Raw genomic sequence first — 13,450 nt, forward strand, 5'->3', positions numbered from 1 at the left:
GCAAACATTACATATTAATGAGCAATTAGCATATGTAGCGAAACATCATAACCTTGCTATGGCTGTAGGTTCGCAAATGGCAGCCTTAAAAAATGAAAGTGAGGCGGCTTCGTATAAAATCGTCAGAAAGGTAAACCCAAATGGCATTTTCTTTGCTAATTTGGGGAGTGAGGCAACTGTCGAACAGGCGGAGCGTGCCGTTGATATGATTGAAGCGAATGCACTGCAAATTCATTTGAATGTCATACAAGAGTTAACGATGCCAGAAGGAGACCGTGATTTTACGGGTGTACTTCGGCGAATTGAACAAATTGTGTTAAAAAGTAAAGTTCCTGTCATTGTAAAAGAAGTGGGATTTGGAATGAGTAAGGAAACAGTACAGCAGTTAGCGAGTATAGGTATAACAGCAATTGATATTGGTGGACAAGGTGGTACGAATTTTGCTGCCGTTGAAAATGAAAGAAGACAGCGAATGCTTTCTTATTTTAATAACTGGGGCATACAAACAGCTACCTCGATTATTGAAGCAACCTCTACAAATAATAACCTCTCTTTTATTGCATCTGGGGGTATACAAACAGCGCTTGACGTGGCAAAGGCAATCGCATTAGGGGCGAATACAACTGCGTTTGCTGGGTACTTTTTACGTGTTTTAATGCAAGATGGTGTCGAGAAGTTAATGGATGAAATCGATCTTTTACATACAGATTTAAAATTTATTATGACAGCTCTTGGCGCGAAGACGATAGAAGAGTTACAATCTGTACCTCTTGTTGTAAAAGGCGAAACGTATCATTGGTTAATGCAGCGTGGTATTGATACTACGCATTATAGTAGGAGATAAAAAAATCAACCGTGTGGTTGGTTTTTTTTTATAAAATGAAGAAGTGAGATATTGCGCTATATAATTCTACGAATGAAAAAAGAGAGTATCTTGTGATTGAGATATTAATACGAAAACAAAAGAATTATATTATGAATAGAATTTATTAAAAAAATTACGAAAAAAGACGGTTTCATACAATGTTGAAACCGTCTTTTTTATTTTTAGTGCTGATTTTGCTTTCGAGCTTGCTCCGGTGTATCAAGACTAGTTGCACCAGGATATTGAAGTGATTGGTCGCGATCAGATTCAACGCGGCGTGATTCTCTTAGCTTTCGTTCTTGGCGATCTTTACCCATTGTGAGTTCCACCTCCTTATTAAAAGTTTTGCTGTTATGAGAAAAACTATGCACAAAGAAAAGGTAGGATTAACTTTCATAAAAAGTTCCCATAATGGAAAACATAGGAGGTGAAATGATGGATGGGAGTACTTTTTATTTTGTGGCTTGGATAGGGTGGATTGTCGTGACCTTTTTTATGAAAAAAGAACCTATTCGTTGGAAGATAAGTGCTTGTATATTAATTTTTATTATTTGTTCCCCGTTAAATGTGACGATTGCTTCTTTTACTGTATCGGTAAATGCCCTTTTGCTTTGTATTCTTTCTTTTGTAGGTATCACACTATACTCTATTTGGAAAAAATTATACACCTTACTTTCGGCGCTTATTATTGCAATGTTATATACAAGTTTTCATTTGTTAGAAGTATATGATCCGATTTGGATTGTGGTTGATAGGTTGTTGCTGCTAAGTGGTGCGCTTGTGTATGCATCAATTTTATTGTACGGGGATCGCATATTAAGATTGTGCACCTTGTATATAGGGATGTTACAAGGAGAATTGTTGGTGACTCTTATTTTTCATAAATTACATTTTCCTTATGAATATGGCAGTTTAGCCTTTTTTGATGTCGTTGCTGTTTCTACTTTATTTATGGCGATTTTACTATGGATTACAAAAGTATCAGTATATATGGAACAATTTAAGAGGAAAACGCGTAAAAGAAGGGCGAGGGTAATACATGACTGAATATACACCAGCCATTTTATGTGGCGTAATTGCCGGGACGGTAACTAGGGTGTTAATGCTTCGTACCGATACGAGGCAATATCCGACGAGGCTTCACGGGAAAATTATTCATATTGCGATGGGGTTAATTGCGGCTGCCTTAGGGGCAATTGCGATTCCGTCTATTTTGAAAAAAGATTTTTCTGCAATTACATTTCTTACGTTAGCGGCGACGCAATTTCGTGATGTGCGTAATATGGAAAGAAATACGCTTCAACAATTAGATGGATATGAGCTCGTACCACGTGGTAATACATACATTGAAGGGATTGCATTAGTCTTTGAAAGTCGTAACTATTTGGCGATGTTAACGTCGTTTGTAACAACGTTTGCGTATATAGGATTCCATTCATGGATTGCTGGGGTAATTACTGGTATGGTAAGTTTTTTCATTGCGAGAAAATTAATGTCGGGTAAAAGGCTTCATGATCTTGTAGAAATTGAGCACGTTCCACTTCGTTTTGAAGGAGCGGGACTTTATATTGATAATATTTACATTATGAATATTGGATTACCAGTAAGGCAAGAAGAAATTATGAAATATGGAATGGGATTTATTTTAAAACCGAAATCGATAGATGCGATGGTTACAATCTCGAACTTGGGACAACGTCAAGCTATTTTACATGATGTTTCTGTTGCTTTAGGAATATATAGAGATTCTGGAACGCCGGCACTTGTACCGTTAGCGAAGCGTGATTTAGAGGATGGGAGAGTTGGGATTTTTGTTCTGCCGCAAGATCAAGATGTAGAAAAAGCGATAGGGGTAATTGGAAATGTACCAACATTAGAGAGTGCTGTTCATATGTCATCAGAAGCTCCGAAAGGAAGGGGAGATAAGAGATGATGTTAGAAAGTGTTATTCTCGCGGTTATTACAACAAAACCGGAGAAATTTGCAGGTGGTGCTCCTTTGTTTACTTGTGAATCGACAGAAGAACTAGAATTTGTTGCAAATAATTTAGAGGCGATTTTAGATGGTATTGCGCATCGCTTACAAGAGAATGTATATATTATTGTGAAACATTAGCAACGTGTGGTATAATATGAGGTGTTTTGATACGTTGAGAATTATTCTGGAATGCAAATCCCTTCTTGCACAAAGAAGGGTTTTTTACATAATAAACAGAAGCAAGTTGAAAGGATGAAAGTATATGCCGAAACCAGTAATAGCAATAGTAGGCCGCCCGAACGTAGGAAAATCTACTATTTTTAATAGGATTGTTGGAGAAAGAGTTTCAATCGTAGAAGATATACCAGGAATAACGCGAGACCGTATTTATAGTGCGGGAGAATGGTTAAATCATGAGTTTAACATTATAGATACAGGTGGAATTGATATTGGAGACGAGCCGTTCTTGACACAAATTCGTCAACAGGCGGAAGTAGCGATTGATGAAGCAGATGTTATCATTTTTATGACGAATGGTCGCGATGGTGTAACTGCAGCGGATGAAGAAGTTGCTAAAATTTTATATCGTTCTAAAAAACCAATTGTACTTGCGGTAAATAAGGTTGATAATCCAGAAATGCGTAGTGATATTTATGATTTTTATGCATTAGGATTTGGCGAGCCATTCCCGATTTCAGGTACACACGGTTTAGGACTTGGTGATTTGCTAGATGAAGCTGCAAATCATTTTCCAAAGATTGAAGAAGAAGCGTATGACGATGAAACAATCCGTTTCTCTTTAATTGGACGTCCAAACGTTGGGAAATCATCACTTGTAAATGCACTTCTTGGTCAAGAACGTGTAATTGTAAGTAATATAGCAGGAACGACGCGTGATGCTGTCGATACACCATATAGTAAAGATGATCAAGATTATGTAATCATCGATACAGCTGGTATGCGTAAAAAAGGAAAAGTATACGAAAGTACAGAAAAGTATAGTGTACTTCGTGCACTTAGAGCGATTGAACGTTCTGACGTTGTTTTAGTTGTTTTAGACGGAGAAGAAGGAATTATTGAGCAAGATAAAAAAATCGCTGGATATGCCCATGATTCAGGACGAGCTGTTATTATCGTTGTAAACAAATGGGATGCAGTGAAAAAAGATGAAAAAACAATGAAAGCATTTGAAGAAAACATCCGTGCTCATTTCCAATTCTTGGATTATGCACCAATTGTATTCTTATCTGCGAAAACGAAAAAACGTACACAAACGTTATTACCGGTTATCAATGAGGTAAATGAAAGCCATAGCATCCGTGTACAAACGAACGTATTAAACGATGTAATTATGGATGCGGTAGCGATGAATCCAACACCGACTCATAATGGTAGCCGTCTGAAAATCTTCTATGCGACACAGGTTGCGGTAAAACCACCAACATTTGTTATATTTGTAAATGATACAGAATTAATGCACTTTTCATATGAGCGCTTCTTAAAGAATCGTTTACGTGAAGCGTTCGGTTTTGTAGGAACGCCGATTCACATTATCGCTAGAGCAAGAGACTAATGGAGAGGATGTGATTTTATGACAAAAATCACAGTAGTAGGAGCAGGTAGCTGGGGAACAGCGTTAGCGATGGTATTAGCTGACAATGGACATGATGTACGTATTTGGGGAAATCGTCCTGAACTCATGAATGAAATTAATACGAAACATGAGAACAGTAAATATCTTCCAGGGATTACATTGCCAAGCACAATCGCAGCCTACTCTTCTTTAGAAGAAGCGTTAGTAGATGTAAATACAGTCCTGCTAGTAGTACCGACGAAAGCGTATCGTGACGTATTGCAAGAGATGAAGGGGATTATTACGGAACCAATTACTTGGATTCATGCAAGTAAAGGAATCGAACCAGGTACGTCAAAACGTATTTCGGAAGTGATTGAGGAAGAAATTCCAGAGAACTTGATTAAAGATGTTGTTGTACTGTCTGGACCGAGTCATGCTGAAGAAGTAGGTTTGCGCCAAGCGACGACTGTTACGTCTGCAGCCAAACGTATGGAAGCGGCTGAGGAAGTACAGGATCTGTTTATGAATAGCTATTTCCGTGTATATACAAACCCAGATATCGTTGGAGTTGAGCTTGGTGGTGCGTTAAAAAATATTATCGCATTAGCTGCTGGGATAACGGATGGTCTAGGGCTAGGTGATAATGCAAAAGCGGCATTAATGACACGTGGTTTAACGGAAATTGCTCGTTTAGGAAGAAAAATGGGTGGGAATCCGTTAACGTTTGCTGGTCTAACTGGTATGGGAGACTTAATTGTAACTTGTACAAGTGTTCATAGCCGAAATTGGCGCGCTGGAAATATGCTTGGAAAAGGGCACTCTTTAGAAGAAGTGTTAGAAAGCATGGGTATGGTTGTAGAAGGTGTAAGAACAACGAAAGCTGCTCATGAATTGGCAGAGAAAATGGAAGTTGAAATGCCTATTACAGCTGCTTTATATGACGTGCTATTTAATGGGAATAATGTGAAAGATGCAGTAGGCTCATTAATGGGACGTGTTCGAAAACATGAGGTTGAGGCGATACCTGATTTGTTATAAAAAAACGGTAGAAGTACATTTTGTACTTCTACCGTTTTTTATTTTCTGGGTTTTTTCACCAATTTTTCATTTTTGCATAGGATGAAGAGTAACTTGAGGAGAGGGTGAAAAAAATGGATAACAACATTTTTAGTAACATTGAAAAAGAAGCGAAAGTGAATAAAGAAGATATTTTTAAACTAGCATCATCTGTACAAAATGCGAACTTGCGTGATGAGCAAGTGCTTCGTCAATTGATTCATCAAGTTGCTCTAATGGCAGGACGTGAAGTGCCGAAAGAGCAAGAGGATCAAATTGTAAAAGCTATCATTAACAATAATATGCCAGCGGATTTTGGTTCGTTAAGTAAAATGTTTAAAAAATAAATTATGAGAAACAAAGAGTTTAGAGAATGCATATGATAGTCATGAAAGAATGGGAATAGAGCTGGTAAGGGCATATTTGGTCAACCGAAGCGCATCATTTCGTGCTTCGGTTTTATTATTTTAAATAAATTTCGTCAATTCACGGCAAAATGATGAATTTTATTTGTTTAAAGATTTTAATTTGTTAAAATAGTATAAAAATAGATTAAAAGTAAAGGGGTGTATATATGTCGGAAGGGCTTATGAAAATGTGGTTTGCTTTAGGGGCAATTGGATTTATGTTTCTTGCAGTAAGTTTTATTTTATTAAGTAGGCATAAAATGAAGAATAAAATTTTGAAAGGGATTACAGCTTTAGTAGCCTACACCCTCATGATTGTATCTGGAATTATTATTTTCCTTGTTGTATTTAGTGGTCCTATTGAGCAGTAGAGGATGTGTAGTCTGTAAATGTTACAAAAGGAACAGTCCATACTAGCAGGAAAAGGTGATTACCAGTGAAAAAAATCCATATTATTTTAATATTTTGTTGCATAAGCATTTTGACAGGGTGTATGTATCCGAGAGAAAATATGAAACAAAACGCTATTCCTTATGAAGATCAGTTACAAGTTGTTCAAAAAGCTATTACTACATATAAGGAACAAACGAATGGTTTATTGCCAATTAAGACGCGTGATATGAGTACGCCGATTTATCAAAAATATCCAATTGATTTTCAAAAAGTTGCTCCGAGATACATACAAGAGGCACCAGGGAATGCCTATGAAAGTGGGGGAGTGTATCAATATGTATTAATAGATGTTGAAACAAATCCGACAGTAAAGTTAATTGATGTTAGGATGGCGGAACAAATTCAAGAAGTGGCATTAAAGTTAAGGATGTATCGTGATGAACATCAATATCCACCTTTTAAAAAAGTGATTACAGATGGTGTTTATGAATTAGATTTCAAAAAACTAGGGTATAAAGAGGTACCTCAAGTGACAAGTCCGTACTCTGGAAAAAGTCTCCCTCTTGTAATCAATGAAAAAGGAGAATTATTTGTTGATTATAGAATTGATTTATATGAAACGTTGAAAAAAAATGAAGGGCAATTTAAAGAAGGGGAAGATATCCGGAATATACTATTAAAAGATTCCCCGTTTGTCCCTGCATATTCTTTGCCTTACACAGTGGAAAATGGCGAACCAATTTTTTTAAAATCATAAGTCATGAACCTTTCTTTTAGTGAATAAGTTCTAGAAGAAAGGTTTTTTATGTTATACAACTTGCGATGCAAACAAAAGGTATTTTTTAAATAGTCATATGAAATTGGACAAAATTATATGATATATTGTCCGAACTTCTTGAATACCATTATATTATATCAGATATTATAGGCAACGTTAGAGAAGGTATTAGTTGACTATAAACGCGGAATTATTCCCAAAAATATTGAGGGAGGGAATCACTTGGAAAAGGTAGATATTTTTAAAGATATTGCGGAACGCACAGGCGGTGATATTTATTTTGGAGTTGTAGGAGCTGTTCGAACAGGGAAATCAACATTTATAAAAAAATTTATGGAACTTGTTGTTATTCCCAATATTGAAAATGAGTCAGACCGTCAAAGAGCGCAGGATGAACTGCCTCAAAGTGCTGCTGGTCGTACAATCATGACGACGGAACCGAAGTTTGTTCCAAACCAAGCGGTTTCTATCGAAGTAGATGAAGGTCTTGAAGTGAATATTCGATTAGTAGATTGTGTTGGATATACGGTTCCAGGAGCAAAAGGCTATGAAGATGAGAATGGTCCGCGTATGATTAATACTCCTTGGTATGAAGAGCCTATTCCATTCCATGAAGCTGCAGAAATCGGAACACGTAAAGTAATTCAAGAACATTCAACAATTGGTGTCGTTATTACAACAGATGGAACGATTGGTGAAATTCCAAGAAGAGATTATATAGAGGCAGAAGAACGCGTTGTAAATGAGTTAAAAGAAGTAGGAAAGCCTTTCATTATGATTATCAACACTGTACAGCCATATCATCCAGATACGGAGCAGTTACGTCAAAGTTTATCAGAAGAATATGATATCCCAGTAATTGCGATGAGTGTAGAGAGTTTAAGAGAAACAGATGTGTATAACGTACTTCGAGAAGCGTTATTCGAGTTCCCGGTTTTAGAAGTGAATGTAAACCTTCCGAGCTGGGTGATGGTGCTAAATGAAGGGCATTGGTTACGCCAAAGTTATCAGGAAGCGGTTCAAGAGACTGTAAAGGATATAAAACGTCTTCGTGATGTGGACCGTGTCGTTTGGCAGTTTAGTCAATATGAATTTATTGATCGAGCAAGTCTAGCTGGCATCGATATGGGGCAAGGTGTGGCAGAGATTGATTTATATGCGCCAGATGAATTGTATGATCAAATTTTAAAAGAAGTAGTAGGAGTAGAGATTCGAGGGAAAGATCATTTATTAAAGCTTATGCTCGATTTATCTCATGCGAAAACAGAGTATGACCAAGTGGCGGATGCCCTGCGTATGGTAAAACAAACCGGATATGGAGTAGCAGCGCCTGCATTAGCTGATATGAGCTTAGATGAACCGGAAATTATTCGTCACGGTTCAAGGTTCGGTGTTAAATTAAAAGCGGTTGCGCCGTCTATTCATATGATTAAAGTGGATGTAGAATCAACATTTGAACCAATTATCGGTACTGAAAAACAAAGTGAAGAACTAGTTCGTTACTTGATGCAAGATTTTGAAGATGACCCGCTATCAATTTGGAATTCTGATATATTTGGGCGTTCTCTTAGTTCTATTGTTAGAGAAGGAATTCAAGCGAAGTTATCTCTAATGCCAGAAAACGCTCGTTATAAATTAAAAGAAACGCTAGAAAGAATTATTAATGAAGGATCTGGCGGATTGATTGCGATTATATTATAAGAAAAAATCCCTCTAATTGTAGAGGGATTTTTTTATTTTGGAGTATGTAATAGTAAAATAAACAGTCATTATCTAATATTTTGTTGTAAATTGTCAAGTTTCATCAGATTTTCACATTTTAAGAGTAACAATTTCCTTAAAAATATTGAATTATAAAGGAGAATCGTATAATATAGGCGTTGATAATGATTTATCTACATCTTTGTAGTATAGAATTTGTAAAAATTGCCTACAAATGAAAGTAAGACTCATTTTATGATCATTATACAGTCTTATCTTTGGGAGGAGGTGAATGGCATGAACAAGACAGATTTAATCAATGCTGTTGCAGAAGCGAGTTCCCTTTCTAAAAAGGACGCAACAAAAGCAGTGGACGCTGTTTTTGATTCTATCTTAGAAGCTTTAAAACAAGGTGATAAAGTACAACTAATCGGATTCGGTAACTTCGAAGTTCGTGAGCGTGCGGCTCGTAAAGGTCGTAACCCACAAACAGGTGAGGAGATTGAAATCGCTGCAAGTAAAGTACCTGCATTCAAACCTGGTAAAGCGTTAAAAGATGCGGTTAAATAATCCTTACATATTAACAGGGAAGAAGAGTTTCCTTTTTGGAAACTCTTCTTTTTGCTTTTAAAAACATAAATATGCTAGAATGTGTTCGTATCACTTTTAGGTTTTTCGGGAGGGCTAGCGGATGGCAAAAGTTAATTTAGAACAAATTGAACACGCAGTACGTCTTATTTTAGAGGCAATCGGAGACGACCCAAATCGCGAGGGAGTACTTGATACACCGAAACGTGTTGCGAAAATGTACGCAGAAGTATTCTCAGGGATGCATGAGGATCCAAAAGAGCATTTACACAAAGTATTCGGAGAAGATCACGAAGAGCTTGTACTAGTAAAAGATATACCATTCTATTCGATGTGTGAGCATCATCTTGTTCCTTTTTATGGAGTTGCTCACGTTGCATATATTCCGCAAGGTGGAAAAGTAACGGGACTAAGTAAATTAGCTCGTACTGTAGACACAATTGCGCGTCGTCCACAACTACAAGAACGTATTACATCAACAGTAGCTAACTCTATTATGGAAGTACTAGAGCCGCATGGTGTAATGGTAGTAGTAGAAGCAGAGCATATGTGTATGACGATGCGTGGTGTGAAAAAGCCTGGTGCAAAAACAGTAACGACTGCAGTGCGCGGCGTGTTAGAAAATGATGCAGCAGCACGTAGTGAAATTTTATCGTTTATTAAGACGAAGTAAAGAAAAGCGGGAAACTGCTTTTCTTTTTTTTATATGCAAAAAAATGATATATTTTTAGTATGAAAGAGCAAGAATATAAAGGTTGAAAACTATTTCTGCCTTTTGTGGAAATGAATGTTTGTAGTTGTTAGTGATGAAGATGATTCGTATGAATGAAGGTGGAGGCTGCATTCGGTGACAGTTTGGCAGAAGTAGCCAAGTTTTGGTTATAGAAAATAGAATGTATGTGTTATAATAAATTTTATGAATTAGAAAACAAGGGTGATTTTTTGTGTGTGACATCTACGGAGGGTATGCGGGTATTAAAGAGAAATTGATGGAGAAATTACGCCATCCTTATTTTATAAACTATATTGAAGAACCATTTATTGATGAAGAAAAAATAGCGCTGTTATACGGTGCATTAAAGGATGCAAATATACATAAAGAACAAATTGATCATTATGTAGTAACGATTATGCTTGTACAAATTGCTCTTGATACACATGAAAAAGTATCAAATAAAGCAAACGAAGAGACGAGTGGATTCCATAAGCGTCGTCAATTGACAGTGCTTGCAGGCGATTATTATAGTGGTCTATACTATTACTTATTGTCAATGAATTGTGATATTATCTTAATTCGCGCACTTGCTGAAGGAATTAAGGAGATTAATGAGCATAAAATTATGCTATATCAAAAAGCCCATGTGACGATTCAAGACATAATGGAAAGTGTAGTAATAATTGAATCTGCGCTGTTGCAAAAAACATGTGATCATTTTCATTTATCCAATTGGAAACCATATATAACTTATGTATTAGGAAAAAATCGTCTTCAAAAAGAGTGTCAATTGTATGCTGATAAACAAAATTCACCTGTTTTTCAAGCGGTTCAAAAAATCTCATTGGATGATGATAAAAATCTGGAAACAGTTATTAATGAATGGCTTATGGAAATGAAAAAGCAGGAAGAAAAAATTTTAGAGAATCATACAGAAGTTAATGAAATAATTTCTATGTTAAGAGATAAATCAAGGACATAAGCAACTTTACATTGGAAGAAGGTACGAGCATGCAACAATCAAAAGAAGAAAGAGTACATGACGTATTTGAGAAAATTTCTGATAAATACGATGTGATGAATTCTGTAATTAGTTTTCAAAGGCATAAGGTATGGCGCAAAGAAACGATGAAAATTATGGATGTGAAACCTGGGAGTAAGGCACTCGATGTTTGCTGCGGAACAGCTGATTGGACAATTGCGTTAGCAGGAGCTGTAGGGGAAAATGGAAAGGTTTACGGTTTAGACTTTAGCGAAAATATGCTAGCTGTCGGTAAACAAAAGGTAGAAGCTTTAGAATTAAAGCAAGTAGAACTTATGCATGGAAATGCAATGGAACTTCCTTTTGAAGATAATACGTTTGATTATGTAACGATTGGTTTTGGGCTACGTAACGTTCCGGATTACATGCAAGTATTAAAAGAAATGACGCGTGTAGTAAAGCCTGGTGGAAAAGTGATTTGCTTAGAAACATCTCAACCAACAATGATTGGTTTTCGTCAAGGGTATGTCTTATACTTTAAATATATCATGCCGTTATTTGGAAAGATGTTTGCAAAAAGTTATAAAGAATATTCATGGCTTCAGGAATCCGCTAGTACATTCCCAGGGATGAAAGAGTTAGCGAGTATGTTTGAAGAAGCTGGGCTTAAGAATGTGCAAGTGAAACCATTTACTTATGGTGTAGCAGCTATGCATTTAGGTTTTAAACCAGAATCAAAATAGAAAAAAGACGTTTTAGGTTAAGGTGAACAATATGAAGTTACAACTTATGTACTCTTTTTTACGATCGGATATTAATGTTATAGAAAAAGAATTGAAGAAGACAGTTGCTTCTGAGCAGCCGTTAGTAGAAGAAGCGGCATTACAGCTTATTGAAGCAGGTGGGAAGCGGATTCGCCCTGTTTTTGTTTTACTTGCAGGGAAATTTGGTGATTATAAGTTAGATGCAATTAAGCATGTTGCGGTTGCATTAGAACTTATTCATATGGCTTCTCTTGTTCACGATGATGTCATTGATGCTGCGTTTTTACGACGCGGTAGCGCAACAGTGAATGCGAAATGGGGAGATCGTATTGCAATGTATACAGGAGACTACTTGTTTGCGAAGTCTCTTGAATGTATAACAAATATAGAAATTCCAGATGCACATCAGGCACTATCTCATACAATTTTAGAAGTTTGTAAAGGTGAAATCGAACAAATTAAAGATAAGTATAACTATGATCAAAATTTAAGAACGTATTTAAGAAGGATAAAACGAAAAACAGCATTATTAATCGCTGCGAGTTGTCAGTTAGGAGCGATTGCTGCTGGTGCTAATCGTGATACTGTAAATCGTCTATTTTGGTATGGATATTTTGTTGGTATGTCTTATCAAATTATTGATGATATTTTAGATTTCGTATCGACAGAAGAGAAGCTCGGAAAGCCTGCTGGTGGTGATTTACTACAAGGTAACATTACATTACCTGCTTTGTATGCCATGGAAGATCCAGTTCTTCGTGAGAAAATTATTTCTGTGAATGAAAATACAGCAGCAAGTGAAATGAAAGAAATTATTGATGATATTAAAGCGAGCGAAGCTATTGATAAAGCATTTTCGTTTAGTGAACGTTATTTACATAAAGCATTAGAAATAATAAAACCACTCCCGCGTGGACAGGCGAAGTATGCTTTGCAAAATGTCGCAAAGTATATTGGAAAACGAAAATTTTAGTGTTTTTTCTAAAAAATAAAATAATCTCTCTATTTCAAAACTATTGCACAATTGTGATAAGGGTGTTAATATGTGTGTGGGGATATACAATTACATACATAATTCAGAAGTGGAGAGATTTTTTATGGAAAAAACATTTCTAATGGTAAAACCAGACGGTGTACAACGTGCCTTCATTGGGGAAATTGTAGCTCGTTTTGAGAAAAAGGGCTTTCAATTAGTTGGTGCAAAATTAATGCAAGTGACTCCTGAAATTGCTGAACAACACTACGGTGAGCATAAAGAAAGACCTTTCTTTGGTGAATTAGTAGACTTTATTACATCTGGCCCTGTATTCGCAATGGTATGGCAAGGTGAAGGTGTAGTAGATACAGCACGTAATATGATGGGTAAAACACGACCACATGAAGCTGCTCCTGGAACAATTCGTGGAGATTTCGGTGTAACTGTTGCGAAAAACATTATCCACGGTTCGGATTCTTTAGAAAGTGCAGAGCGCGAGATTGCTATTTTCTTTAAGGAAGAAGAATTAGTAGACTACTCAAAATTAATGAATCAATGGATTTACTAATTATTTTAAAATAATTTGTAAACGCTTTAATAACTGTGATAATAGTAAAAAGTGCAAGAAGAATAGGGGTATTCTTCTTGCACTTTTTTTATTTTGATTTGTTA

The 13,450-nt window shown here is 36.3% G+C and carries 17 protein-coding genes; 16 read left to right on the plus strand and 1 reads right to left on the minus strand.

Going from position 1 to position 13,450, the window contains the following annotated elements; translation table 11 throughout:
• A partial coding sequence (gene fni / locus BAU23_RS04875) for a type 2 isopentenyl-diphosphate Delta-isomerase (RefSeq protein WP_071733677.1) occupies nucleotides 1-844 on the plus strand: 844 nt, incomplete at its 5' end.
• A gap of 203 nt (nucleotides 845-1,047) precedes the next feature.
• On the opposite strand, the gene BAU23_RS04880 is transcribed toward fni, so the two are convergent.
• Nucleotides 1,048-1,182 carry a YpzI family protein gene (locus BAU23_RS04880; protein ID WP_000513901.1) on the minus strand — a complete coding sequence of 45 codons (135 nt, stop codon included), beginning with the start codon at nucleotides 1,180-1,182 and terminating at the stop codon, nucleotides 1,048-1,050.
• Nucleotides 1,183-1,300: 118 nt separating this feature from the next.
• Between BAU23_RS04880 and BAU23_RS04885 the strand changes: the two genes are divergently transcribed.
• The 15 genes from BAU23_RS04885 (at nucleotide 1,301) to ndk (ending at nucleotide 13,346) form a co-directional block, all read left to right on the plus strand.
• Complete coding sequence (locus BAU23_RS04885) at nucleotides 1,301-1,912, plus strand: YphA family membrane protein (RefSeq protein ID WP_000349106.1); 612 nt, start codon at nucleotides 1,301-1,303, stop codon at nucleotides 1,910-1,912.
• Entirely contained in the window at nucleotides 1,905-2,798 is an 894-nt protein-coding gene (locus BAU23_RS04890) for a YIEGIA family protein (RefSeq protein ID WP_000141600.1), read from the plus strand. The genes BAU23_RS04885 and BAU23_RS04890 overlap by 8 nt, the downstream gene beginning before the upstream one ends.
• Entirely contained in the window at nucleotides 2,795-2,980 is a 186-nt protein-coding gene (locus tag BAU23_RS04895) for a capping complex subunit for YIEGIA (RefSeq protein WP_000979049.1), read from the plus strand. The genes BAU23_RS04890 and BAU23_RS04895 overlap by 4 nt, the downstream gene beginning before the upstream one ends.
• A gap of 124 nt (nucleotides 2,981-3,104) precedes the next feature.
• Nucleotides 3,105-4,415, plus strand: a complete 1,311-nt coding sequence (gene der / locus BAU23_RS04900; protein WP_001125886.1) for a ribosome biogenesis GTPase Der — start codon at nucleotides 3,105-3,107, stop codon at nucleotides 4,413-4,415.
• Between the two features lie 18 nt (nucleotides 4,416-4,433).
• Nucleotides 4,434-5,456, plus strand: a complete 1,023-nt coding sequence (locus BAU23_RS04905; protein ID WP_000161767.1) for an NAD(P)H-dependent glycerol-3-phosphate dehydrogenase — start codon at nucleotides 4,434-4,436, stop codon at nucleotides 5,454-5,456.
• Between the two features lie 113 nt (nucleotides 5,457-5,569).
• Nucleotides 5,570-5,821, plus strand: a complete 252-nt coding sequence (locus BAU23_RS04910) for a stage VI sporulation protein F (RefSeq protein WP_000369757.1) — start codon at nucleotides 5,570-5,572, stop codon at nucleotides 5,819-5,821.
• Between the two features lie 227 nt (nucleotides 5,822-6,048).
• Entirely contained in the window at nucleotides 6,049-6,252 is a 204-nt protein-coding gene (locus BAU23_RS04915) for a DUF2768 domain-containing protein (protein ID WP_001289003.1), read from the plus strand.
• A gap of 65 nt (nucleotides 6,253-6,317) precedes the next feature.
• On the plus strand, nucleotides 6,318-7,031 hold the full coding sequence (locus BAU23_RS04920) for a hypothetical protein (protein WP_071733679.1): 714 nt from the start codon (nucleotides 6,318-6,320) through the stop codon (nucleotides 7,029-7,031).
• A 243-nt stretch (nucleotides 7,032-7,274) separates the two neighbouring features.
• Entirely contained in the window at nucleotides 7,275-8,753 is a 1,479-nt protein-coding gene (gene spoIVA, locus BAU23_RS04925) for a stage IV sporulation protein A (protein WP_000416521.1), read from the plus strand.
• A 297-nt stretch (nucleotides 8,754-9,050) separates the two neighbouring features.
• Nucleotides 9,051-9,323 (plus strand): HU family DNA-binding protein, encoded by a 273-nt coding sequence (locus BAU23_RS04930; RefSeq protein WP_001043860.1) that lies wholly within the window; start codon nucleotides 9,051-9,053, stop codon nucleotides 9,321-9,323.
• Between the two features lie 121 nt (nucleotides 9,324-9,444).
• Nucleotides 9,445-10,014, plus strand: coding sequence for a GTP cyclohydrolase I FolE (gene folE / locus BAU23_RS04935; RefSeq protein ID WP_001151482.1), 570 nt, complete (start codon nucleotides 9,445-9,447; stop codon nucleotides 10,012-10,014).
• 271 nt (nucleotides 10,015-10,285) lie between these two features.
• The gene (locus BAU23_RS04940) at nucleotides 10,286-11,038 is read left to right on the plus strand and encodes a heptaprenyl diphosphate synthase component 1 (protein ID WP_016129024.1); all 753 of its coding nucleotides are present in this window, start codon (nucleotides 10,286-10,288) and stop codon (nucleotides 11,036-11,038) included.
• Nucleotides 11,039-11,067: 29 nt separating this feature from the next.
• Nucleotides 11,068-11,781 (plus strand): demethylmenaquinone methyltransferase, encoded by a 714-nt coding sequence (locus BAU23_RS04945; RefSeq protein ID WP_071733682.1) that lies wholly within the window; start codon nucleotides 11,068-11,070, stop codon nucleotides 11,779-11,781.
• A 31-nt stretch (nucleotides 11,782-11,812) separates the two neighbouring features.
• Nucleotides 11,813-12,775, plus strand: a complete 963-nt coding sequence (gene hepT, locus BAU23_RS04950; protein ID WP_000776069.1) for a heptaprenyl diphosphate synthase component II — start codon at nucleotides 11,813-11,815, stop codon at nucleotides 12,773-12,775.
• Between the two features lie 124 nt (nucleotides 12,776-12,899).
• On the plus strand, nucleotides 12,900-13,346 hold the full coding sequence (ndk, locus tag BAU23_RS04955; RefSeq protein ID WP_000415879.1) for a nucleoside-diphosphate kinase: 447 nt from the start codon (nucleotides 12,900-12,902) through the stop codon (nucleotides 13,344-13,346).
• Nucleotides 13,347-13,450 lie beyond the last annotated feature (104 nt).

This window comes from Bacillus nitratireducens, from assembly GCF_001884135.1.
GTDB classification, from domain to species: domain Bacteria; phylum Bacillota; class Bacilli; order Bacillales; family Bacillaceae_G; genus Bacillus_A; species Bacillus_A nitratireducens.